This window comes from Streptomyces sp. NPDC003077, from assembly GCF_040611095.1.
In the GTDB taxonomy this organism is placed as follows: Bacteria; Actinomycetota; Actinomycetes; order Streptomycetales; family Streptomycetaceae; genus Streptomyces.
Map to the genome: position 1 here is coordinate 20033 of NZ_JBEXNM010000068.1, position 25889 is coordinate 45921.

Below are 25889 nucleotides of genomic sequence, written 5' to 3' on the forward strand. Positions count from 1 at the left end.
AAGGATTCCCTCGGGCTTCCGTCATGGTTCCCTCGGACTTCCGTCAGGAGATTCCGAATTCCTTGCCGAGCAGATCGAACATTTCGTCGTCCGTCGCGGAATCCAGGTCACCACCGATTTCCGCGCCGGCGTCCGTCGCCGGGGATTCCCCGGCAAGGGCCAGAACAGTTCGGAGCTTGGCCGCGATGTGCTGACGAGATTGCTCGTCTGACAACTTCGTGACCAATTCTTGTTCGAGCCTGTCCAGGTCAGCAAGTAGGGAATCCACTAGCTCTGACGTGCCCGCTTCGGCCGTCTCCGCGAGCACATGGGCGGCCAGCAACGCGGGCGTCGGGTGGTCGAAGACCAGCGTGGCGGGCAGCCGCAGACCGGTCGCCTTCGTGAGCCGGTTGCGCAGCTCGACGGCCGTCAACGAGTCGAAGCCCAGGTCCTGGAACGCCTGCTCCGGCTGGACCGCCAGCGCCGACGCGTGCCCCAGCACCGCGGCGACCTCGCCCCGGACCAGGTCCACCACGGCCTTGTCGTGCTCGGCCTTCGGCAGCCCGGCCAGCCGCTCGGCGAGCGTCGCGGGGGCCGGGGCGGAGGCCCCGGCGGGCGACGCGTTCCGGCGGGCCGGAGCGGGCGCCAGGCCGCGCAGCAGCGCCGGCACCGCGTCGTTCGTACCGCTCGTGCCGCTCGTGCCGCTCGTGCCGCTTCCGAGCGCGGCGGAGTTGACCCGCACCGGCGCGTACACCGCACGCGGCCCGGCCAGCGCCTCGTCAAACAGCCGCAGCCCCTCCTCGGCCGCCAGCGGCAGCACACCACTGCGCGCCATCCGCGCCCGGTCCGCCTCGCTCAACGCGTCGGTCATCGCGCCGGATTGCTCCCACACACCCCACGCGAGCGACACCGCGGGCAATTCCAGGGAACGACGGTACGAAGCGAAGGCGTCCAGGAAGGAATTCGCCGCCGCATAACCACCCTGCCCGGCACTGCCCACCATTCCGGCGATCGACGAGAAGACGATGAATTGCGCCAGCTCATTTTCCTGGGAAGCCTGGGAAGCCCGGGGAGACCGGGATCCCTGGGCATTCCGGGAACCCTGGGAGCGCGTCAGCTCGTGGAGGTTCACCACCGCGTCCACCTTGGGCCGGAATACGGCGGCCAGGCGGTCGGGAGTGAGGGAGCCGATGACACCGTCGTCGAGGACGCCGGCGGTGTGCACGACCGCGCTGACGGGCGGTGCGCTCGCCAGCACTCCGGCCAGCGCCTCCCGGTCGGCTACGTCGCAGGCCGCCCAGGTCACTTCCGCACCCGAGGCCGTCAGCTCCGCTTCCAGTTCGGCGGCGCCGTCGGCCTGTGCGCCACGGCGGCTGACGAGCAGCAGGCGCCGCACCTTGTGCTCGGTGACCAGATGACGGGCCACCAGACCGCCGAGGGAACCGGAGGCGCCGGTGAGCAGGACCGCCCCGTCACCGAAGTCCACGGCGGTGGGCTCGGCCGTCTCCTTCACCAGGCGGGGTGCATGGACCTTCCCGTCCCGCACCGCGACCCACGGCTCATCGGCCGCCAGCACAGCCGGGACGTTATCGGTGACGGACTCCCCGTCCGCCTCCACCAACACCAGCCTGCCCGGAGCCTCCGACTGCGCCGACCGCACCAAACCACCAGCCGCCGCATGCGCCAAGTCACCCTCCCGGGCCACCAGCACCAACCGACCCGGACGCTCCTCAGCCAACCACCACTGCACCAACCCCAACACCTCAGACGTCACCGCACGCACCCGCCCGGCAACATCCCCATCCGCGTCGATACCGGCCGGGAACGGCACCACCACCGCATCCGGCGCACCAGCCAACTCCCGCACCGCCGCGAAGTCCGCACACACCTCCACCCGCGCGGAAGACCCGCCCGACGACAGCTCCACCGGCACCCAATCCAGCCCGAACAACGGGCTCCGCGCACCGGAGCCACCGACGCTCTCCAACTGCGCCCGCGACACCGGCCGGAGCGACAGCGACTCGGCCACCGCCACCAGCGAACCGTCCGTATCGGCCACCGTCAGCGACACCGCGTCGGCCCCGTCCCGCGTGACCCGGACCCGCAGCGTCCGCGCCCCGGCGGCCCGTACGCGGACCCCGGACCAGGCGAACGGCAGCACCGGACCGTCGGCGAGCGACACCAGTCCGCCCGCGCCGATCGCGTGCAGCACCGCGTCCAGCAGCGCCGGATGCACGGCAAACCCGCCCGCGTCCACGTCGTCCGGCAGCGCCACCTCGGCGAAGACCGCCGAGTCGGCCCGCCACACCGACCGCAAGCCCTGGAACGCCGACCCGTATCCCAGGCCGAGCCCCGCCATCTCCGCATAGAAGGCGGCCAGGTCCACCGACTCGGCGCCGGCGGGCGGCCAGGCCCCGGAGAGGTCGTCCATCGAGACGGCGGCGTCCTCCGGCTCCGGGAGCAGGTAACCGACCGCGTGCCGCACCCACGGCTGGTCCTCCGCGGCGTCCTCGGGACGCGCGTGCACACTCACCGCACGCCGACCCGACTCCTCCTCGGCGCCCACCCACACCTGTACGGCCACGCCCCCGCGCTCGGGGACGAGGAGCGGCGCCTCCAACGTCAGGTCCTCGACGAGCCCGCACCCGACCTCGTCACCGGCACGGATCGCCAGCTCGACGAACGCGGTACCCGGCAGCAACACATTGCCCAGCACCGTGTGATCCGCCAGCCACGGGTGCGACCGGAGCGAGATCCGCCCCGTCATCAGCAAGCCGCCGGCGCCCGGCAGCGCGACCACCGCACCCGCCAGCGGGTGCCCGGCCGCCCCGAGCCCGAGCCCGGTCGCCGCCTGTTCCCCGCCGAACTCCTCCGGCGCGTCCAGCCAGTACCGCTCGTACTGGAACGCGTACGTCGGCAGCTCCACCTCCCGGGCCCCCGGGAAGACGGCCCGCCAGTCCGGCGAGACGCCGTGGACGTGGAGTTGCCCGAGCGCCATCGCCACGGCCTGCGGCTCGGGCCGGTCGGTACGGAGCACGGGGACGGCGAGCACGTCGGCATCGGGCAGGCAGCCCTGCGCCATGGCGCTCAGGACGCCGCCCGGGCCGATCTCCACGAAGGTCGTCACACCGAGGTCGTGCAGGGTCTGGACGCCATCCGCGAAACGGACGGCCTCGCGGACGTGACGGACCCAGTAATCGGCGGTGTACGGCTCGGCCAGCGCCCCCGTCACGTTCGAGACGACGGGAATCGACGGCTCGGCGTAGGACAGACCGCCCGCCACCTCGGCGAACTCGTCCAGCATCGGGTCCATCAACGGCGAGTGGAACGCGTGGCTGACCTTCAGACGGGAGGTCTTCCGGCCCTGGGCGGCGAACGTCTCCGCGATCGCCGTAACAGCGGCTTCCACACCGGAGATGACCACGGACTGCGGGCCATTCAGCGCCGCGATCCCCACCTCATCGGTCAGGTGCGGCAGGACCTCGTCCTCCGTCGCCTGCACCGCGATCATCGCCCCACCGGACGGCAACGCCTGCATCAACGCCGCCCGAGCAGAGACGAGCTTCGCCGCATCAGCCAGAGACAGAACCCCCGCCACATGCGCGGCAGCGATCTCACCGACCGAGTGCCCGGCCACATAATCCGGCCGAACCCCCCACGACTCCAACAACCGGAACAGGGCCACCTCGATGGCGAACAGAGCGGGCTGCGTCACCCCCGTCTGCGACAGGTCGTCCCCGTCCACAGCGATATCCAGATGCGCGCACACCTCGTCATAAGCCGCCGCGAACACCGGATAGGACGCATACAACTCCCGCCCCATCCCCACCCGCTGCGACCCCTGCCCCGAGAACAGGAACCCGACCTTGCCCGCCGGGCGCGGCCCGCTCGCGACAACATGCGGGGAAGACGTCCCGGAGGCCAGGGCGCGCAGGGCCGTGCGGAGTTCGTCGCGGGTCTCGCCCACGACGGCCGCGCGGTGGTCCAGGGCGTTCCGCGTGAGGGCGAGCGAGAGGCCGATGTCGGCCGGGTCGCCGTGCGGAGCGTCGTCGAGGAAGGACAGCAGGCGGTCGGCCTGGGCCCGGAGCGCCGGCTCGGTCTTGCCGGAGAGCACCCAGGGCACCGGGACCGGGGCGGACTCGGCCACCGACTCCGCCGCCTCCTCCCGAGCCGGCGCCTGCTCGATGATCACGTGGGCGTTCGTCCCACTGATGCCGAACGACGAGACGGCGGCCCGGCGCGGGCGCTCCGCCTCCGGCCACGGCATGGATTCCGTCAGGAGCTTCACCTCGCCCGCGGACCAGTCCACGTGCGGCGTCGGCTCGTCCACGTGCAGGGTCTGCGGCAGGACGCCGTGCCGCATCGCCATCACCATCTTGATGATGCCGCCGACACCGGCCGCCGCCTGCGCGTGACCGATGTTCGACTTCAGCGAACCCAGCCACAGCGGCTGTCCTTCGGGACGCTCCCGCCCGTACGTCGCCAGCAGCGCCTGGGCCTCGATCGGGTCGCCCAGCCGCGTGCCCGTGCCGTGCGCCTCCACCGCGTCCACCTCGGCGGCGGACACCCCGGCGTTCGCCAGGGCCTGGCGGATGACGCGCTGCTGGGACGGGCCGTTGGGCGCCGTCAGGCCGTTGGACGCGCCGTCCTGATTGGTCGCGGTGCCGCGGATCACGGCGAGGACGCGGTGGCCGTGGCGTTCGGCGTCCGACAGCCGCTCGACGAGCAGCATGCCGGCGCCCTCACCCCAGCCCGTACCGTCCGCACCGGCCGCGAACGCCTTGCAGCGCCCGTCCATCGACAGCCCGCGCTGACGGCTGAACTCGATGAAGGTCGAGGGGGTCGCCATCACCGTGACGCCGCCAACGAGCGCCATCGAGCACTCACCACTGCGCAGCGCCTGCGCGGCCAAGTGCAGGGCGACCAGCGAGGACGAGCACGCCGTGTCCACCGTCACCGCCGGGCCTTCCAACCCGAACGTGTACGCCACCCGGCCCGAGGCGATGCTGCCCGCGCTGCCGCTGCCGAGGTAGGCGTCCATGCCCTCGGGCGCTTCCTTCACGCGCCCGCCGTAGTCGTGGTACATGACGCCCGCGAAGACGCCGGTCTTGCTGCCGCGCACCGAGGCCGGGTCGATACCGGCCCGCTCGAACGCCTCCCAGCTCGTCTCCAGCAGCAGCCGCTGCTGCGGGTCCATCGCCAGCGCCTCGCGCGGCGAGATCCCGAAGAACGCCGGGTCGAACTCGGCGGCCCGGTGCAGGAACCCGCCGTGGCGGACGTAGGACTTGCCGGAGCGGTCGGGGTCGGGATCGTAGAGGTTCTCCACGTCCCAGCCACGGTCCTCCGGGAAGCCGGAGATGGCGTCCCGGCCACCCGCGACCAGGTCCCACAGGTCCTCGGGCGACCGCACGTCGCCGGGGAAGCGGCAGGCCATGCCGACGATCACGATCGGGTCGTCCGCCGCCGCGGTCGTCGCCACGGCGGCCTCGGCCTGCTCCTGGACGCCCAGCAGCTCGCTCACCAGGAAGCGGGCCAGCGCGAGGGGCGTCGGGTGGTCGAAGACGAGCGTGGCGGGGAGGCGGAGGCCGGTGGCCGTGTTGAGGCGGTTGCGCAGTTCCACGGACGTCAGCGAGTCGAAACCGGCGTCCTGGAAGGCGCCCGTGGGCTGCACGGACTGGACGGAGGTGTGGCCCAGCACCGCGGCCACCTCCGTACGCACCAGGTCCAGCGCCGTCGTCTCCCGCTCCGCCGACGGCAGCGCGGCGAGCCGCTGCCCCAACGCGCCCTGCGGGGCGGACCGGGCGGTGCGCCGGGTCGTACCCGCCGCCCGCGCGAAGCCCTTCAAGCCACGCAGCACGGACGGGACCGTGCCCCGCACGCCGCCGGGGTTCAGCTTCAGCGGGGCGACGACGGACCGGTCGGACGCGAAGGCCGCGTCGAACAGCCGCAGCCCCTCCGCCTCGCCGATCGGCGCGAGGCCCACCCGATGGAGCCGGGCGAGGTCCGCGTGGGCGAGCCGGTCGGCCATGCCGCCGCCCTGCTCCCACAGGCCCCAGGCCAACGAGGTCACCGGCCGCCCTTGGGCACGGCGGCCCTGGGCGAAGGCATCGGCGAAGGCGTTGGCGGCGGCGTAGTTGCCCTGGCCCGCGCTGCCGAGAATGCCGGATATCGACGAGAAGAGGACGAAGGCGGACAGGTCGCTGCCGCCGATCAGCTCCTCCAGGTTGAGGACGGCGTCCACCTTGGGACGCAGGACCGTCGCCAGGCGCTCCGGGGTGAGGGAGGCGATCACACCGTCGTCGAGGACGCCGGCGGTGTGGACGACCGCGCTGACGGACGGTGCGCTCGCCAGCACTCCGGCCAGCGCCTCCCGGTCGGCTACGTCGCAGGCCGCCCAGGTCACTTCCGCACCCGAGGCCGTCAGCTCCGCTTCCAGTTCGGCGGCGCCGTCGGCCTGTGCGCCACGGCGGCTGACGAGCAGCAGGCGCCGCACCTTGTGCTCGGTGACCAGATGACGGGCCACCAGACCACCCAGGGAACCGGAGGCACCGGTGAGGAGAACCGCTCCGTCACCGAAGTCCACGGCGGTGGGCTCCGCCGTCTCCTTCACCAGGCGGGGTGCATGGACCTTCCCGTCCCGCACCGCGACCCACGGCTCATCGGCCGCCAGCACAGCCGGGACGTTATCGGTGACGGACTCCCCGTCCGCCTCCACCAACACCAGCCTGCCCGGAGCCTCCGACTGCGCCGACCGCACCAAACCACCAGCCGCCGCATGCGCCAGATCACCCTCCCGGGCCACCAGCACCAACCGACCCGGACGCTCCTCAGCCAACCACCACTGCACCAACCCCAACACCTCAGACGTCACCGCACGCACCCGCCCGGCAACATCCCCATCCGCGTCGATACCGGCCGGGAACGGCACCACCACCGCATCCGGCGCACCAGCCAACTCCCGCACCGCCGCGAAGTCCGCACACACCTCCACCTGCGCGGAAGACCCGCCCGACGACAGCTCCACCGGCACCCAATCCAGCCCGAACAGGTCGTCCGCGTTCCCGCGTACCTGCTCCGCCGAGACCGTCCGCAGGGTCAGCGACTCCGCCGAGGCCACCGGGGCGCCGGTCTCGTCCGTCACGAGCACCGACACCGTGCCGCCCTCGGCCGCACGGGAGAGCTTCGCCCGGACGGCAGCGGCGCCCGTCGCGAGTACGGACACGCCCGACCAGGCGAACGGCAACTGCGGTCCGTCCTCCAGCGAGACCAGGCCACCGGCGGCGAGGGCGTGCAGCACGGCGTCCAGCAGGGCCGGGTGCACGGCGTACCCGTCCACGTCCACCTCGTCCGGCAGCGCCACCTCGGCGAAGACCTCCGCACCGGCCCGCCACACCGACCGCAGGCCCTGGAACGCCGGGCCGTAGTCCAGCCCGAGCCCCGCCACCTCTGCGTAGAAGGCGGACAGGTCCACGGCCTCGGCGCCCGCCGGCGGCCAGGAGGTCAGGTCGTCCGTCGAATCCGTAGCGGCCCGGGCGAGCACACCGGAGGCGTGCCGGGTCCACGGGCCGCCCTCGTCACCTTCGGGGCGCGCGTGGACGGCCAGCGGGCGGCGCCCGCTCTCGTCCTCGGCGCCGACGGTCACCTGGATCGTGACGCCGGTCTTCTCGGGCACGACCAGGGGCGCTTCCAACGTGAGGTCGTCGACCGACCCGCACCCGACCTCGTCACCGGCACGGATCGCCAGCTCCACGAACGCGGTGCCCGGCAGCAGAACCGTGCCGTTCACGGCGTGGTCGGCCAGCCACGGGTGCGTCCGGAGGGAGAGCAGTCCGGTGAGCAGGACGCCATCCCCGTCCGCGGTGGCGAGCGCCGCGCCCAGCAGCGGGTGATCCGCCGCCGCCAGCCCTGCCGCCCGGACGTCGCCGGAGGTACGCGGCACGTCGAGCCAGTAGCGCGTGCGCTGGAAGGCGTACGTCGGCAGCTCGACGCGCCGGGCACCGGGCAGGTACGCCGACCAGTCGAGGGTCACGCCGTGGGCGTGGAGGTGGCCGATGGCGGTGGCCAGGGCCTGCGGCTCGGGCCGGTCGGTACGAAGGGCGGGGACGGCGAGCACGTCGGCGTCGGGCAGGCAGCCCTGCGCCATGGCGGTCAGGACGCCGCCGGGGCCGATCTCCACGAAGGTCGTCACACCGAGGTCGTGCAGGGTCTGGACGCCATCCGCGAAACGAACGGCCTCGCGGACGTGACGCACCCAGTAGTCGGCCGTGTAGGGCTCGGCCAACGCACCCGTGACGTTGGAGACGACCGGGATGGTCGGCTTGGCGTACGTCAGACCACCCGCCACCTCGGCGAACTCGTCCAGCATCGGGTCCATCAACGGCGAGTGGAACGCGTGGCTGACCTTCAGACGCGAAGTCTTACGGCCCTGAGCAGCGAAGACCTCCGCCACCGCCGTAACAGCGTCCTCGGCACCCGAGATGACCACCGACTGCGGCCCATTCAGCGCCGCGATCCCCACCTCATCCGTCAGGTGCGGCAGGACCTCGTCCTCCGTCGCCTGCACCGCGACCATCGCGCCACCGGACGGCAGCGCCTGCATGAGCGAGGCACGGGCGGAGACGAGCTTCGCCGCATCGGCCAAGGACAGAACCCCCGCCACATGCGCGGCAGCGATCTCACCGACCGAGTGCCCGGCCACGTAATCGGGACGAAGCCCCCACGACTCCAGCAACCGGAACAGGGCAACCTCGATAGCGAACAACGCCGGCTGAGTCACCCCGGTCTGCGACAGGTCGTCCCCATCCACGGCCACGTCCAGGCGCGCACACACCTCGTCATACGCCGCCGCGAACACCGGATAGGCCGCATACAACTCACGCCCCATCCCTACCCGCTGCGACCCCTGCCCCGAGAACAAGAACCCGACCTTGCCCCCGGACGCACCCCCACTCAGCCCGGACACCGAACCCGAGGCAACGGCCTCCAGTCCGCGCCGGAACTCGTCCGCCGACGACCCGACGACCACCGCACGGTGCTCGAACACCGCACGTGAAGCCGCCAACGACCACGCCACATCAACCGGCGAAGCGTCCACCAGACCCGACAACCGCGCCGCCTGCGCCCGCAGCGCCTCCTCCGACTTCCCCGACAGCACCCAGGGAACGGGAACGGGAGCGGGAACAGTGTCGGCGGCCGGCTCAGCCACCGGCGAGGCCGGCACCTGCTCCACGATTACGTGCGCGTTCGTCCCGCTGACGCCGAACGACGACACGGCGGCCCGACGCGGCCGGTCGGTCTCCGGCCACTCCACGGGCTCCGTGAGCAGCCGGACATCCCCCGCCGACCAGTCGACGTGCGGCGTCGGCTCGTCCACGTGCAGCGTGCGCGGCAGCAGACCATGCCGCATCGCCATCACCATCTTGATGACGCCGCCGACACCGGCCGCCGCCTGCGCGTGACCGATGTTCGACTTCAGCGAACCGAGCCACAGCGGCTGTCCTTCGGGACGCTCCCGCCCATACGTCGCCAGCAGCGCCTGGGCCTCGATCGGGTCGCCCAGCGTCGTGCCGGTGCCGTGCGCCTCGACCGCGTCCACCTCGGCGGCGGACACCCCGGCCGACGCCAGCGCGGCCCGGATGACGCGCTGCTGGGCCGGGCCGTTCGGCGCCGTCAGGCCGTTGGACGCACCGTCCTGATTGACGGCCGATCCACGGACGACCGCCAGCACCTCATGACCATTCCGACGGGCATCGCTCAGCCGCTCGACGAGCAGCATGCCCGCGCCCTCGGCCCAGCCCGTGCCGTCCGCGGCCGACGCGAACGCCTTGCAGCGCCCGTCCGCCGACAGTCCGCGCTGACGGCTGAACTCCACGAAGACGGCGGGGCTCGCCATCACCGTGACGCCGCCGACGAGCGCCATGGAGCACTCGCCACTGCGCAGCGCCTGCGCGGCCAGGTGCAGGGCGACCAGCGAGGACGAGCACGCGGTGTCCACCGTCACCGCCGGGCCCTCAAGACCGAAGGTGTATGCCACCCGGCCCGAGGCGACGCTGCCCGCGCTGCCGTTGACGAGGTAGCCCTCCAGTCCGGCCGGGGAAGTCTGCACCCGGCCGCCGTAGTCGTGGTACATGACGCCCGCGAAGACGCCGGTCTTGCTGCCGCGCACCGAGGCCGGGTCGATACCGGCCCGCTCGAACGCCTCCCAGGACGTCTCCAGCAGCAGCCGCTGCTGCGGGTCCATCGCCAGCGCCTCGCGCGGCGAGATCCCGAAGAACTCGGCGTCGAAATCGGCCGCGTCGTGCAGGAAGCCGCCCTGCCGGGTGTAGCTGGTGCCCCACTGGTCGGGGTCGGGGTGGTAGAGGTTCTCGACGTCCCAGCCGCGGTCGTCCGGGAAGTCGGAGACCGCGTCCCGGCCCGTGAAGACCAGCCGCCACAGGTCTTCGGGCGAGCGGACGTCGCCGGGGTAGCGGCAGGCCATGCCGACGATCGCGATCGGGTCGTCCGCCACCGCGCCCGTGGTGGGCGTGAGGGTCGCCACCTCCGCGGCGGGTTCGCCGCCGGTGGCCTCGACGGCGATGAAGCGTGCCAGGGCGCCCGGGGTCGGGTGGTCGAAGATCAGCGTGGCGGGGAGGCGGAGGCCGGTCGCCGTGTTGAGGCGGTTGCGCAGTTCGACAGCGGTGAGGGAGTCGAAGCCGATGTCCTTGAAGGCGTCGTCGGCGCCGATGGCGTGCGCGCCGCTGTGGCCGAGGACGGCGGCGACCTCCGTACGGACGAGTTCCCGTACGGTCTGGTGGCGCTCGTCCTCGGACAGTCCGGCCAGCCGCTGCCCCAGCGCGGACGCGGCGGCCGTCGCCGTGGCGGCCGAGGCCGCGCGGCGGGTCGGCAGGCCGCGGACGAGCTTGCGCAGGACGGCCGGGACGGGCGTCCCGCGTCCCTCACGGAAGACGCTCGTGTCGAGCCGGACCGGGACGAGCGCCGGCCGGTCGGAGACCAGGGCCGCGTCGAACATGCGCAGCCCCTCGGCCGACGGGATCGCGGCCAGGCCCAGGCGCCTGATCCGGGTCAGGTCGGTGTGGTCGAGGGCGTCGGTCATCGCGCTGTCGCTCTCCTGCGCCCACAGGCCCCAGGCCAGCGAGGTGGCGGGCAGCCCCTGCGCGTGGCGGTGCTCGGCGAGGGCGTCGAGGAAAGCGTTGGCGGCGGCGTAGTTGCCCTGGCCCGGTGTGCCGAGGGTGCCGGCCACCGAGGAGAAGAGGACGAACGCGGAGAGGTCGTCGCCGCTGGTCAGCTCGTGCAGGTTCAGCGCCGCGTCGATCTTGGGACGGAAGACCTCGGCCAGGCGGGCGGGGGTCAGCGAGCCGATCACGCCGTCGTCGAGCACGCCCGCCGTGTGGATGACGGCGGACAGCGGCTGATCCGCCAGGACGGCGCGGAGCGCGTCCCGGTCGGCGGTGTCGCAGGCGGCCCAGGTGACCTCGGCGCCCAGCGCGGTCAGTTCCCCGGTCAGCTCCGTGGCACCCGGCGCGTCGGCGCCCCGTCGGCTGACGAGGAGCAGGCTGCGGACGCCGTGGACGGAGACGACGTGACGGGCGAGCAGCTTGCCCAGGCCGCCGGTCGCGCCGGTCAGCAGGACGGTGCCGGTGCCGAGGGCGGGGAGCGGGGAGGCGTCCGGGGCCGGGGCTTCGGTGTCGTGGGCGTCCGCGGCCGGGGTCGCCCGGACCAGGCGCGGGACGAACAGCGCGCCGTCCCGCAGCGCGGCCTGCGGCTCCCCGGAGGCGAGGAGCGCGGGCAGCAGCGACCGCACGGCCTCCACAGCCCCTCCGTCCGCATCCGCGTCAACGTCGAAGTCGACGTCGAGCAGGACCAGGCGCCCCGGATTCTCCGTCTGTGCCGAGCGCACCAGGCCGCCGACCGCCGCATGGGCCAGGTCCCCCGTACGGGTCAGCAGCACCAGACGGGCGGAACGCTCCTCCGCCAGCCACCACTGCACCAGCCCCAGGACATCCGCCGTGACCTCGCGGACCCGCCCGGCGGTGTCCGTCTCGGGGGCCCCGGTCGGGCAGGGGACGACCACCGCACCGGCGGCCGGCAGGTCGTCGCCCGCTTCCCGGAGTACGGCTTCCCGCAGCGCGGCGAAGTCGGGGTAGTGACGCACCTCCGGCGCACCCGCCTGCGAGCCGGCGCCCGCGCCGGAACCGGCAGGCGCGGCAAGCGGCGTCCACTCCACCGCGAACAGCGACTCCGCGCCGTCCGCGCCCCCGTCCGCCGCCAACTGCCCGGCGGCGACCGGCCGCAGCGTCAGCGACTCGACCGACGCGACCGGTTCGCCCGCCGCGTCGGCGAGGACCAAGGACACCGAAGCGGTGCCCGTCCGGGTGACCCGCACCCGCACGGCGGCGGCTCCACCGGCCGTCAACCGCACCCCGCTCCACGCGAAGGGCAGCAGCCCGCGCCCCGTCCCCGCCTCGGGCTCGACCGCGCCCAACCACACGGTGTGCAGGGCTGCGTCGAAGAGGGCCGGGTGAAGGCCGAAGGCAGAGGCGGCCGTCCGCTCGGACTCCGGAAGCTCGATCTCCGCGAAGAAGGTGTCATCGCCCTGCGCCCAGGCGGCGCGCAGCCCCTGGAACAGGGGGCCGTACTCCAGCGCCATGCCCGCCAGCCGCTCGTAGAACTCGGCGACGTCCAGCGGCGCGGCCCCCTCAGGAGGCCACACGGACAGCGAGTCGGCCGCCCGGTCGGCGGCCTCGGCGAGGTAGCCCGAGGCGTGCCGGGTCCACGGACGCTCGTACCCGTCCGCGTCCTCCCGGTCGATCCGCGCGTGCACGCTCACCGGCCGGCGTCCCGAACCGTCGTCGGCCCCGACCCGGACCTGAAGCGCCACGCCCCCGTGCTCCGGCACGATCAGCGGCGCCTCCAACGTCAGCTCTTCGAGCACCTCGCAGCCCACGGCGTCCGCCGCGGTGACCGCCAGCTCGACGAACGCGGTACCCGGCAGCACCACCGCACCGGCGACCACGTGATCCGCCAGCCACGGGTGGGTACGCAGCGAGATCCGGCCGGCCAGCAGGTGCCCGTCACCATCGGCGAACGGCACGGCGGCCCCCAGCAGCGGGTGCCCACCGGCGTCCGCCAGGCCGACGGCCCGCATGTCCCCGACCTCGGCCGGGGTGTCCAGCCAGTACCGCTCACGCTGGAAGGCGTACGTCGGCAGCTCGACGCGCCGGGCGCCGGGGAAGAAGGCCCGCCAGTCCGGCGACACACCGTGGACGTGGAGCCGGGCGAGCGCCGTGGTCAGAGCCTGCGGCTCGGGCCGGTCGGTACGGAGTACGGGAACGGCGACCACCTCGGCATCGGGCAGGCAGCCCTGCGCCATGGCGGTGAGCACACCGCCGGGGCCGATCTCCACGAAGGTGGTGACGCCCAGGTCGTGCAGGGTCTGGACACCGTCGGCGAAACGGACCGCCTCGCGGACATGACGCACCCAATACTCGGCCGTGTACGGCTCGGCCAACGCACCCGTCACGTTCGAGACGACGGGGATCGTCGGCTCGGCGTACGACAGACCGCGAGCGATGGCCCCGAACTCGTCCAGCATCGGGTCCATCAACGGCGAATGGAACGCGTGGCTGACCTTCAACCGCGAGGTCTTACGGCCCTGGGAGGCGAACACCTCCGCCACCGCCACAACCGCATCCTCGGCACCCGAAAGCACCACGGACTGCGGCCCATTCAGCGCCGCGATGCCGACCTCGTCCGACAGGTGCGGCAGGACCTCGTCCTCCGTCGCCTGGACGGCGATCATCGCGCCACCGGCCGGGAGCGCCTGCATCAACGACGCACGAGCGGAGACGAGCTTCGCCGCATCGGCCAACGACAGGACCCCCGCCACATGCGCGGCAGCGATCTCCCCCACCGAATGCCCGGCCACGTAATCCGGCCGGATACCCCACGACTCCAGCAACCGGAACAGCGCCACCTCAATGGCGAACAGAGCGGGCTGCGTCAGCCCCGTCTGCGACAGGTCATCCCCATCCACGGCCACATCGAGCCGCGCGCACACCTCGTCATAAGCCGCCGCGAACACCGGGTAAGCGGCATACAGCTCACGCCCCATCCCGACCCGCTGCGACCCCTGCCCCGAGAACAGGAACCCGACCTTGCCCGCGGAGGGACGGCCGAGCACCACCCCAGGCGAGGACTGACCGGACGCCAACTCCCGCAGCGCCGCGAGCAGTTCCTCCGTCGTCTCGCCCACCACGGCGGCGCGCACATCCAGCGCCGCCCGCGACGAAGCCAGCGACCAGCCCACGTCACCCGGCGAGGGGTCCACGTCACCCGGCGAGGAGTCCGCGTCCAGGGCGCCCAGCAGCCGTTCCGCCTGGGCCCGCAGTGCCGCGTCCGACTTGCCCGAGAGCACCCACGGGACGGGGACCGGAACGGGAGCGGCGATCGGCTCCGGCGCGGGCTCGGCGGTCGGCCCCGCCGGCTCCGCCGCCTCCAGAGCAGCCGGCGCCTGCTCCACGATCACGTGCGCGTTCGTGCCGCTGATCCCGAACGACGACACGGCGGCCCGGCGCGGACGCACAGCCCCGTCCGCCTCCGGCTCCGACGGCTCCCACGCAACCGTCTCCGTCAGCAGCCGCATCGCGCCCGACGACCAGTCCACGTGCGGGGTGGGCTCGTCCACGTGCAGGGTGGGCGGCAGCTCGCCGTGCCGCATGGCCATCACCATCTTGATGACGCCCGCGACACCGGCGGCGGCCTGCGTGTGCCCGATGTTCGACTTCAGCGAACCCAGCCACAGCGGCCGGTCCTCGGACCGCTCCCGCCCATACGTCGCCAGCAGCGCCTGCGCCTCGATCGGGTCACCGAGCTTGGTGCCCGTGCCGTGCGCCTCCACCGCGTCCACCTCGGCGGCCGACAGACCGGCCGACGCCAGCGCCGCCCGGATGACGCGCTGCTGCGACGGACCGTTCGGCGCCGTCAGACCGTTGGACGCACCATCCTGATTGACGGCCGAACCACGAACGACCGCCAGCACCTCATGCCCATGCCGACGAGCATCGCTCAGCCGCTCCACCAGCAGCAGCCCGACGCCCTCGCCCCAGCCCGTGCCGTCCGCACCGGCCGCGAACGCCTTGCAACGCCCGTCCGGCGAGAGGCCCCGCTGACGGCTGAACTCCACGAACATGTCCGGCGTCGTCATCACCGTGACACCGCCGACGAGCGCCATCGAGCACTCACCGCTGCGCAGCGACTGCGCCGCCAGGTGCAGCGCCACCAGGGAGGACGAGCACGCGGTGTCCACCGTGACCGCCGGGCCCTCAAGACCGAAGGCGTAGGAGATGCGGCCCGAGACGACCGAGGCCGCCGTGCCGGTCAGCAGGTAGCCCTCGATCTCCTCGGGGGCGGTGCGCAGGCCGCTCGCGTAGTCCTGACCGTTGGTGCCGATGAAGACGCCGGTGCGGGCGGCTCGGACGGAGGACGGGTCGATGCCGGCCCGTTCGAACGCCTCCCAGCTCGTCTCCAGCAGCAGCCGCTGCTGCGGGTCCATGGCCAGCGCCTCGCGCGGCGAGATGCCGAACAGGCCCGCGTCGAAGCGGTCGGCGCCGTCGATGAAGCCGCCTTCGCGCGCGTAGGTGCGGCCCGCCCGGTCGGGGTCCGGGTCGTAGAGCGCGTCGATGTCCCAGCCGCGGTCCTCGGGGAAGCCGGACACCGCGTCCCGGCCGGTGCGCAGCAGCTCCCAGAAGTCCTCGGGCGACTGGACGCCGCCGGGGAACCGGCAGCTCATGCCGATGATGACGATCGGGTCGTCCGCGTCGGCGGCGGCGATGACCGCGCCCTCCCGAGCGGCGGACTCGTCCTCCGCTCCGAGCAGTTCCTCGCGCAGGTGGGCGGCGAGGGCGGTGGGCGTGGGGTGGTCGAAGACGAGGGTGGCGGTCAGCGGGAGGCCGGTGGCGGCGCTCAGCCGGTGGCGCAGTTCGACGGCGGTGAGGGAGTCGAACCCGATCTCGCGGAAGGTGCGGGCGGCGTCCACCACGCCCGTGCCCGTGTGGCCGAGGACGCCCGCGGCCTGTTCGCGGACGAGTTCCAGCAGGATGCGGTCCTGGTCACCGCGGCTCGCGGCGTCCGACAGCCGCCGCACCAGCGAGGCCGCCCCGGGGCGCCGGTCGTCCCGCGCGGACTCGGCGGACGCCTCCAGCGCCGCACGGGCCTCGGGCACGCCGTGCAGCAGCGGGCTGGGGCGGGTGGCGGTGAAGGTGGGGACGAAACGGTCCCACTCCACGTCCGCGACGGTCACCGCGGTCTCGCCCCGGTTCAGCGCGGCGTGCAGGGCGGTGATGGCCGGTCCGGCGGCGATGGCGCGGATGCCGCGCCGCCGCAGGTGGTCGCCGGCGGCGCCATCGGCCATGCCGCCGTCGGCCCACGGCCCCCAGGCGACGGCCAGCGCGGGCAGGCCCTGGGCGCGGCGAAGCTCCGCCAGCGCGTCCAGGTAGGCGTTGGCGGCGGCGTAGGCGCCCTGGCCGCCGTTGCCCCACACACCGGTCATGGACGAGAACAGGACGAACGCGTCCAGGTCCGTGTCCCGGGTGAGTTCGTGCAGGTGACGGGCCGCGTCCGCCTTGGGACGCAGGACGCCGTCCAGGCGCTCGGGGGTCAGCGCGTCCACCAGCCCGTCGTCCAGCACGCCGGCGGTGTGCACCACGGCGTTGACGGGGTGCTCGGCGAGCAGCGCGGCCAGCGCCTCGCGGTCCGCCGCGTCGCAGGCGGCGAGGGTGACCCGTACGCCCTGCTCCTCCAACTCGGCGCGGAGGCCGGCGGCGCCGGGCGCGTCGGGCCCGCGGCGGCTGCTGAGCACCAGGTGCTCGGCCCCGGACGCGGCGAGCCACCGCGCGACGTGGCCGCCCAGCGCGCCGGTACCACCGGTGACGAGCACGGTGCCGCGCGGCGACCAGTCGTCCTGACCGGACACGCGCCGCGGGGCGCGTACGAGCCGGCGGCCGGACACACCGGTGGCGCGGATCGCGAGCTGGTCCTCGTCCTCCTGCGCCAGGACGCCGACGAGTCGGGTGAGCGCCGCGTCGTCGAGTTCGGCGGGCAGGTCGACGAGCCCGCCCCAGCGCTGCGGCTGCTCCAGCGCCACCACGCGCCCGAGGCCCCAGACCTGCGCCAGTTCCGGGCGGGTCAGCGGGTCGGTCTCGCCGGTCGACACGGCGCCGCTGGTCAGGCACCACAGCGGCGCCTCGGTGCCGGCGTCCGCGAGCGCCTGCACGAGGAGGATCAGCCGGTGCGCGGCGTCCGCGCCGGTCGCGGCGAACAGCACGCCGTCGACCGGGCCCGCGTCGGCAAGCCGCCGCGCCAGGGACTCCCGGTCCGCACCGGACCGTCCGTCGTCCGCGCTCAGCGGTTCGGGCACCTCGAACGGGACGAGTACGACGCCCAGCGCGGCGAGCCCGGAACGCAGGGCCTCCGTCCACGCGCTGTCCTCGGACGTCACATACAGCCAGGTCCCGGACGCCATTCCATCCAGGCCCGCGAGCGGCTGCCAGGAAATCCGGTAACGCCAGTCGTCGACGGCGGACCGCTCCCGCCGCTCCCGCCGCCAGGCGGACAGGCGCGGCGCGACCACGTCCAGTTCGTCGGGCGACAGATCGAGCAGGGCCGCCAGCGACTCGCGGTCCTCGCTCTCCACCGTCTCCCAGAACTCCGCCTCCTCCGGATCGGCCGCCCCGCCCGCCTTCGGCGCGTCGAGCCAGTAGCGCTGACGCTGGAAGGCGTAGGTCGGCAGGTCCACGCGCCGGGCACCGGGCAGGTACGCGGACCAGTCGAGGGTCACGCCGTGGGCGTGGAGGTGGCCGAGGGCGGTGGCCAGGGCCTGCGGCTCGGGCCGGTCGGTGCGGAGCACGGGGACGGTGAGCACGTCGGCGTCGGGCAGGCAGCCCTGGGCCATCGCGCTCAGCACCCCACCCGGGCCGATCTCCACGAAGGTCGTCACGCCGAGGTCGTGCAGGGTGCGCACGCCGTCGGCGAATCGCACCGCCTCGCGGACGTGACGGACCCAGTAGTCCGCCGTGTAGGGCTCGGCCAGAGCGCCCGTGACGTTGGAGACGACGGGGATCGACGGCTCGGCGTAGGACAGATCACCCGCCACCGCCGCGAACTCGTCCAGCATCGGGTCCATCAGCGGCGAGTGGAACGCGTGACTGACCTTCAGGCGGGAGGTCTTCCGGCCCTGGGCGGTGAACACCTCCGCCACCGCCGCAACAGCGTCCTCGGCACCCGAAATGACCACCGACTGCGGCCCGTTGAGCGCCGCGATCCCGACGTCCTCCGTCAGGTGCGGCAGAACCTCGTCCTCCGTCGCCTGGATCGCCACCATCGCCCCACCGGAAGGCAGGGCCTGCATCAGCGAGGCACGCGCGGAGACGAGCTTCGCCGCATCGGCCAGGGACAGCACCCCGGCGACGTGCGCCGCCGCGATCTCCCCCACCGAGTGCCCGGCCACGTAATCGGGACGAAGCCCCCACGACTCCAACAGCCGGAACAGGGCGATCTCGATAGCGAACAACGCGGGCTGCGTGAACCCGGTCTGGCTCAGGTCGTCCGCGTCCACGTCCACGGCGACATCCAGGTGCGCGCACACCTCGTCATACGCGGCGGCGAACACCGGATAGGCGGCATACAGCTCACGCCCCATCCCGGCCCGCTGCGACCCCTGCCCCGAGAACAGGAACCCGACCTTGCCCCCGGACAGCCGACCCGTCAGCGACGGAACACCGCCCGACGCGACGGCCTCCAGCCCGCGCCGGAACTCGTCCGCCGACGACCCGACCACCACCGCGCGATGCTCGAACACCGCACGCGAGGCCGCCAACGACCACGCCACATCACCCGGCGAAGCGTCCACCAGGCCCGACAGTCGCGCCGCCTGCGCCCGCAGCGCCGCTTCCGACTTGCCCGACAGCACCCAAGGCACGGGAACCGAAACGGGAACGGGCTCCACGGCCGGCTCGGTGGGCACCGGCTCGGTGGGCACCTGCTCCACGATCACGTGCGCGTTCGTCCCACTGATCCCGAACGACGACACGGCGGCCCGGCGCGGACGCACCGCCCCGTCCGCCTCCGCCTCCGACGGCTCCCACGCAAGCGCCTCCGTCAGCAGCCGCACGCCACCCGCCGACCAGTCCACGTGCGGGGTGGGCTCGTCCACGTGCAGGGTCTGCGGCAGGACGCCGTGGCGCATGGCCATCACCATCTTGATGACGCCCGCGACACCGGCGGCGGCCTGCGTGTGCCCGATGTTCGACTTCAGCGAACCCAGCCACAGCGGCCGGTCCTCGGGACGCTCCCGCCCATACGTGGCGATCAGCGCTTCCGCCTCGATGGGGTCGCCGAGCTTGGTGCCCGTGCCGTGCGCCTCCACCGCGTCCACATCAGCGGCCGACAGACCGGCCGACGCCAGCGCCGCACGAATCACCCGCTGCTGCGACGGGCCGTTCGGCGCCGTCAGACCGTTGGACGCACCGTCCTGATTGACGGCGGAGCCACGGACGACCGCCAGCACCTCATGACCATTCCGACGGGCATCCGACAGCCGCTCCACCAGCAGCAGAGCGACGCCCTCGGACCAGCCCGTGCCGTCCGCACCGGCCGCGAACGCCTTGCAGCGCCCGTCCGGCGACAGTCCGCGCTGTCGGCTGAACTCCACGAACATGCCGGGCGTGGACATCACCGCGACGCCGCCGGCCAGCGCCATGGAGCACTCGCCGTTGCGGATCGCCTGCATGGCCAGGTGGAGGGCGACGAGGGAGGAGGAGCAGGCCGTGTCGACGGTGATCGCCGGGCCTTCGAGGCCGAAGGTGTAGGCGACCCGGCCGGAGGCCACCGAGGCGGTGGTGCCGGTGAGCAGGTAGCCCTCGATGCCTTCCGCGGGTTCGTGCAGGCGGGGGCCGTAGTCCTGGGCCGTGGCGCCGATGAAGACGCCCGCGCGGGTGCCGCGCAGGGTCGCCGGATCGATCCCGGCGCGCTCGAACGCCTCCCACGCGGTCTCCAGGACCAGGCGCTGCTGCGGGTCGATCGCGGCGGCCTCGCGGGGGCTGATGCCGAAGAAGTCCGCGTCGAAGTCGGCGGCGTCGTAGAGGAAGCCGCCGTGGCGGGTGGAGGACTTGCCGGGGGTGCCGGGCTCGGGGTCGTAGAGGTCGGCGAGGTCCCAGCCGCGGTCCTCGGGGAAGCCGCCGATGGCGTCCTCGCCGGCGGTCACCAGGCGCCACAGGTCTTCGGGCGAGTTGGCGCCGCCGGGGAGGCGGCAGCTCATGGCCACGATGGCGATCGGCTCGTCGGGGTCCGCGGCGGCCGTCGCGTCCTCGGGGGCGGCGTGGTCGCCCAGCGCCTCCGTGTGCAGGTGGCGGGCGAGGGCGGCCGGAGTCGGGTGGTCGAAGAGCAGGCCGGTGGGCAGGGAGAGGCCGGTGGCCCTGGTCAGCGCGTTGCGCAGTTCGACGGAGCTGAGGGAGTCGAAGCCGAGGTCCTTGAACGTCCAGTCGGTCTGGACGGTGTGGGGGTCGCTGTGCCCGAGGACGGCGGCGAGGTGGTTCCGTACGAGGTCGAGGGCGGCGGCCTCGCGCTCTTCCTCGGGGAGGCCGGCCAGGCCGCGGGCCCAGGCTGTGGCGGGCTCGGCGGCCGGGGACGGCGGCGTGTCCGGGGTCCGTGCCGTGCTGGGGGCGGTGACGGCCGGTCGGCCGGACTCGTCCAGCCAGTGCCGCTCGCGCTGGAAGGCGTAGGTGGGCAGCGGCACGCGCCGGGGGCGGGGGCCGCCGCTCGCGGTGAAGATGGCGGGCCAGTGGGGGGCGAGGCCGTGGACGTGGAGCGCCGCGACGGCCGCCAGCAGGGCGTGCGGTTCGGGGCGGCGCGGGCGCAGGGCCGGTACGCAGGCGGCGTCGCCGGTCAGGGAGCCGCGGGCCATGGAGGTGAGGACGCCGCCGGGGCCGAGTTCGAGGTAGGCGTCGACGCCCAGTTCCTCCAACTGCCGCATGCCGTCGGTGAACCGGACGGCTTCGCGGACGTGCCGGACCCAGTAGTCCGGGTCCTGGCCATCGTAGACGGTGTCTACGGCGTCCGTCCCGTCAGCGCTGTCGGCAGCGCCCGGCTCTTGGAGTCCGTCCGCCCCGTCCGCCCCGTCGGCGTCCGCCCCGTGGGCGTCGAAGGCCCGGAGCTCGCCCGTCACGTTCGAGACGATGGGGATGCGCGGCGGGTGGAAGGCCAGGCCGCGGGCGACCTCGGCGAACTCCTCCAGCATCGGGTCCATGGCCGGCGAGTGGAAGCCGTGGCTGACCTTGAGGCGGCTGGTCTTGCGGCCGGTCGCCGCCCAGATGTCCGCCAGGGCGAGGACGGCTTCCTCGTCGCCGGAGATGACGACCGAGTCGGGCCCGTTGAGCGCGGCGATGCTCACCCGGTCGGCCCGGTTTGCCCCCTCTGGCCCATCGGCCGCACCCCCGTGGTCGGCGATGAGCGTGCGGGCTTCCTCCTCCGTGGCCTGGAGCGCGACCATCGCCCCGGCGCCCGGGAGGTCGTCCATCAGGCGGGCCCGCGCGGCCACCAGCCGGCAGGCGTCGGGGAGGGAGAGGACACCGGCCACGTGCGCGGCGGCCAGTTCGCCGATGGAGTGGCCCATCAGCACGTCGGGGACGATGCCCCAGCCCTCCAGCAGCCGGAACAGCGCGACCTCGACGGCGAACAGGGCCGTCTGGGTGTAGCGGGTCCGATCCAGCAGCCCGGCGGCCTCGGAGCCCTCGGGGGCGAACATCACCTCGCGCAGCGGGCGCGGCAGCAGCGGGTCGAGGTGGGCGCAGACCTCGTCCAGGGCGGCGGCGAACGCGGGGAAGGCGGCGGCCAGTTCCCGGCCCATCCCGGCGCGCTGGCTGCCCTGGCCGGAGAAGAGGAACGCGAGGCGGTGGGGGGCGGCGCCGTCGGGCCTGGGGGCGGCGTGCCCGGTGGTGAGGCCGCCGTCGACGTCGCCGGTGCTCAGCGCGCGCAGGGCGCGCAGCAGGTCCGTACGGGTCTCGCCGAGCGCGACGGCACGGTGCGGGAAGACGGTGCGGCCGGTGGCCAGGGAGTGGCCGAGGTCGGCGGGGGCGGCGTCGGGGTGCGCCTCGACGTGCCGGACGAGCTCGGCGGCCTGGTCCCGCAGCGCGGCGGCGGTCTTGGCGGACAGCGGCCAGGGGACGGGGACGGCGGGGGGCTCGTCGGCGGCGGATTCGGCGGCGGCGTGCGGGGCCGGGGTGTCGGGGGTCCCGGGGTTACCGTCCTCCGCGTTCGGGCTCGCGGCGTCCTCCGCGGCCACCGGAGCATCCGCCGCCGTGGCTTCCGTCACCGGCGCGGGCGTCGCCCCGGCCCCGGCCTCCGCCTCCCGATACTCGCTCACCACCACATGGCAGTTCGTCCCGCCCATACCGAACGAGCTGACCCCCGCGATCAGCGGACGGTTGGCGTCCCCGGCGGCCTCCCCCGCATTCGCGGGCTCCCATCGGCCGTGCTCGGTCTGCACCCGCAGGTTGAGGCGGTCCAGGGGGATGGCGGGGTTCGGGGTGCGGTGGTTGAGGGTGGCCGGGAGTTCGCGGTGGTGGAGCGAGAGGACGACCTTGAGGAGGCCGGTGATACCGGCCGCGCCTTCGAGGTGGCCGACGTTGGTCTTGGCGGAGCCGACGGGCAGGGGGTTGCCGGGGGCGCGGTGGGTGCCGAGCGCGGCGCCGAGGGCGGCGGCCTCGATCGGGTCGCCGACCTTGGTGCCGGTGCCGTGCAGTTCGACGTATCCGACGTCGTCGGGGCGCACCCCGGCGCGGCCGTACGCGGCCCGGAGCACGGCCTCCTGGCCAGCCCGGGAGGGCACGGTCAGGCCGTCGCCGCCGCCGTCGTTGTTGATGGCGCTGCCGCGGATGACGCAGTACACGGGGTCGCCGTCCGCGAGCGCGGCGGCCAGCGGCTTCAGGACGACGATGCCGCCGCCCTCTCCTCGTACGTAGCCGTTGGCGCGGGCGTCGAAGGTGTAGCAGCGGCCGTCCGGGGACAGGCCGCCGAACTTCGCGGCGCCCATGGTGCTTTCGGGCACGATGTTGAGGTTCACGCCGCCGGCGAGCGCGATCTCCGACTCGCCCTTGCGCAGGCTCTCGCAGGCCAGGTGGACCGAGACCAGCGAGGAGGACTGGCCGGAGTCGACGGTCAGGCTGGGGCCGTGCAGGCCGAGGAAGTAGGAGACGCGGTTGGCGATGATGCTGCGGTGCAGGCCGGTGACGGTGTGCGGGGAGATCGCGGTGAGCCCGGAGCGGTAGTGCAGGGTGGCGTAGTCGTCCCAGATGGCGCCGACGAACACGCCGGTCGACGTGCCGCGCAACGTTTCGGCGGGGAGTTGCGCGTCCTCCATGGCCTCCCAGGCCAGCTCCAGGACGAGGCGCTGCTGCGGGTCCATCGCGGCGGCCTCCTTGGGGGAGACGCCGAAGAAGCCCGCGTCGAAGCGGTCGATGTGGTCGAGGAAGCCGCCGTGGCGGACGTCCGTGCGCGCCGGCGTGGACGGGTCGGCGCCGGCGGCGCGGTCCGCGTCCCACCGGTCGGCGGGGACCTCGGTGATGGCGTGGCCGCCGTCGCGCAGCAGTTGCCAGAACGCGGACGGGTTCGGGGCACCGGGCAGCCGGCAGGCGAGGCCGATGACGGCTATGCCGTCGGTTGTCCCGGCCGCATCCGCGCGGTCCACAGTTCCGTTGAGCCCGGACTCGCTCATATCGCGTTCCACCCACCCACACCTAGAACAAGAAGCACCAAGAACAAGGAGCGCCGGGCCATTTCGCGGCGCTCGTGGCCGGCCCGACCGAGGGGGGCGCGCGACCATAAGCGCTTCGACCCTAGCTTCGGCGAGGTGCTCGCGGCCATGCTCCACAGCCGCCTCGGAATAGGTCTAGGGGAATCCCTAGCGGGCACCGGCGGACGCGTTGACCTGCTTCCTCGTGCGCGTGAAGGCGCGTACCGGGGAGTAAACCCCGCGGTGGGTCCGGCGTTCGGCGGTGCGCTTCGCCACGCGGCCACCGCATTGCCGTTCGAGATGCGTCAAGATTTCCGGCACGATCACCATTACCACACGGGGACTAGGGAATTCCCTAGACTTCGCCTGCACGCCGGACATAAAGGCCGGATAAGCATCCGACCGCGCGAGGCGGCACCTTCTCACGAGCGGGTAACCTCTTGGTAATCCGTTGACGCATCGATGACACTTCGATGAAACACACTTGACGCGACGACGCCACACGGCATCGCGAGAGCAACCAACTCGCCCCGCCGGCCCGCATCCCCTCTCCGCCCACGCCGAGGCAGCCGAAACGGGCCGGAAAACCGCCCGGAAGCCCCGAATTCCCCCACACTGCCACCCCCGCCCACGCCCATCGGCCCGGCCTCCCCCGGGGTCGGCAGGTCACCGCGCACCTGGCCCGCCCCCTCCCGCCCCCACGGAGGTGCCCGCCGACCGCCGCACCGGTGCTCCGGCGGGACGGGAGCGACACCGCCGGTAACGCCCCGGTTCCGGCCAACGCGGCACGCTTTCCAGCCATTGCGATGGCAAAAGGAAACGATCGGTCATTGCGGCCTCATCATCCAAAGCGGAGGATGTACCCCCGTCCCCCCACAACGCCCCGGAAGACATGAGGACTGTGCCGTACCGCTCGACAACGCCGACCCGACTCCTGAACGACAGCAGGATTCCGTCGGCGGACGGGGGGCCCTTCAGTTCGACTTAGTCACGTACTAAACTGTCCGCCGGTTCCCTGGCGAGATTCCCGTCGCCGGGTCTTCGAGGGCAACGGCGTCGACGCTTCGACGCCACACCATTAATCCGTGCGCGCGGACCCTCGTCATTACCCGCAAGTCAACACCCCAAGCATTCTTTGACGTCGCCCATCTCCGACCGTAGGCTTCCCATTACTTTTCGTTTCGGCGGCCACAGGCGTGCGGCATGGACCGCCCCGTTTCGTCACGCACGCCATCCCGCTCTGGCCGCAATGACCGGAAGAGAAAAGAACGCGTCGTGAACCACACCGGAACATCCTTCCCCCTCATCGGTTTACCGGGTCGCGGCTCCGTCGGCATCAACGGAGCACGGCTCGGCACCACCAAGACCCCGTTCGGCCTTGACGGCATGTGCATGGCCAAACTGGGCCCAACCTTCCAGGTCCTCGAAGCCAATACCGACTTCGTGACCCTCTTCGACATAGGTTCCGGCGGCGACTCCGGCGACCTGAGCTTCTATGACCTGGTGCACCCCGGCATCCAGGGACGCGTCCGCCGGCAGTTCGAGCGTCTCACCGAAGGTCAGTCCCGGATCGCCGTGCAGATGGTCGGCATCCGCCAGCCCTCCGAGTCGACCTTCTCCGCCGAGGTGACCGCCGTCGCCACGCACGGACACGACGGCCGGGTGTCGACCGTCGGCGTGGTGGTCACCCCCGAGAAGCCGGACGAGCCCGAGGCCACCTGCGAGGACAGCCCCGCCGTCGCCGACCGCGTCAAGGTTCTGACAGCCCTTGACGCCCGGGTGCTGGAGGGCGTCGCGGCCGGCTCCTCCACCATCGAGATGGCCTCGAAGCTCTGCCTCAGCAGACAAGGCGTCGAGTACCACATCAGCTCCATGCTGCGTAAACTCCGCGCTCCCAACCGGGCGGCACTGGTGTCCCGCGCCTACGCCATGGGCGTGCTCAGCATCGGTTACTGGCCTCCGAAGGTCCTCCCGGACTGCATCAAGCCCTGAACCCACGACCGCCCCCTCGATCCTCGGTTCGAGGGGGCGGTCGGCTTGGCCGGCCACCGCACCGCGACGTCGCCGACTCGGCTGGCCCACGCGCTTTGTTGGGGACCTCACCCCGTGAAGCCACCCGCCCCGAAGG

The 25889-nt window shown here is 73.1% G+C and carries 2 protein-coding genes; one reads left to right on the forward strand and one right to left on the reverse strand.

Annotation, left to right across the window (positions count from 1 at the left end):
* Positions 1 to 43: 43 nt before the first annotated feature.
* Positions 44 to 23743, reverse strand: a complete 23700-nt coding sequence (locus ABZX96_RS31325) for a type I polyketide synthase (protein ID WP_355550912.1) — start codon at positions 23741 to 23743, stop codon at positions 44 to 46.
* Positions 23744 to 25036: 1293 nt separating this feature from the next.
* Between ABZX96_RS31325 and ABZX96_RS31330 the strand changes: the two genes are divergently transcribed.
* Entirely contained in the window at positions 25037 to 25753 is a 717-nt protein-coding gene (locus tag ABZX96_RS31330) for a LuxR C-terminal-related transcriptional regulator (RefSeq protein ID WP_355550913.1), read from the forward strand.
* Positions 25754 to 25889: the final 136 nt, after the last annotated feature.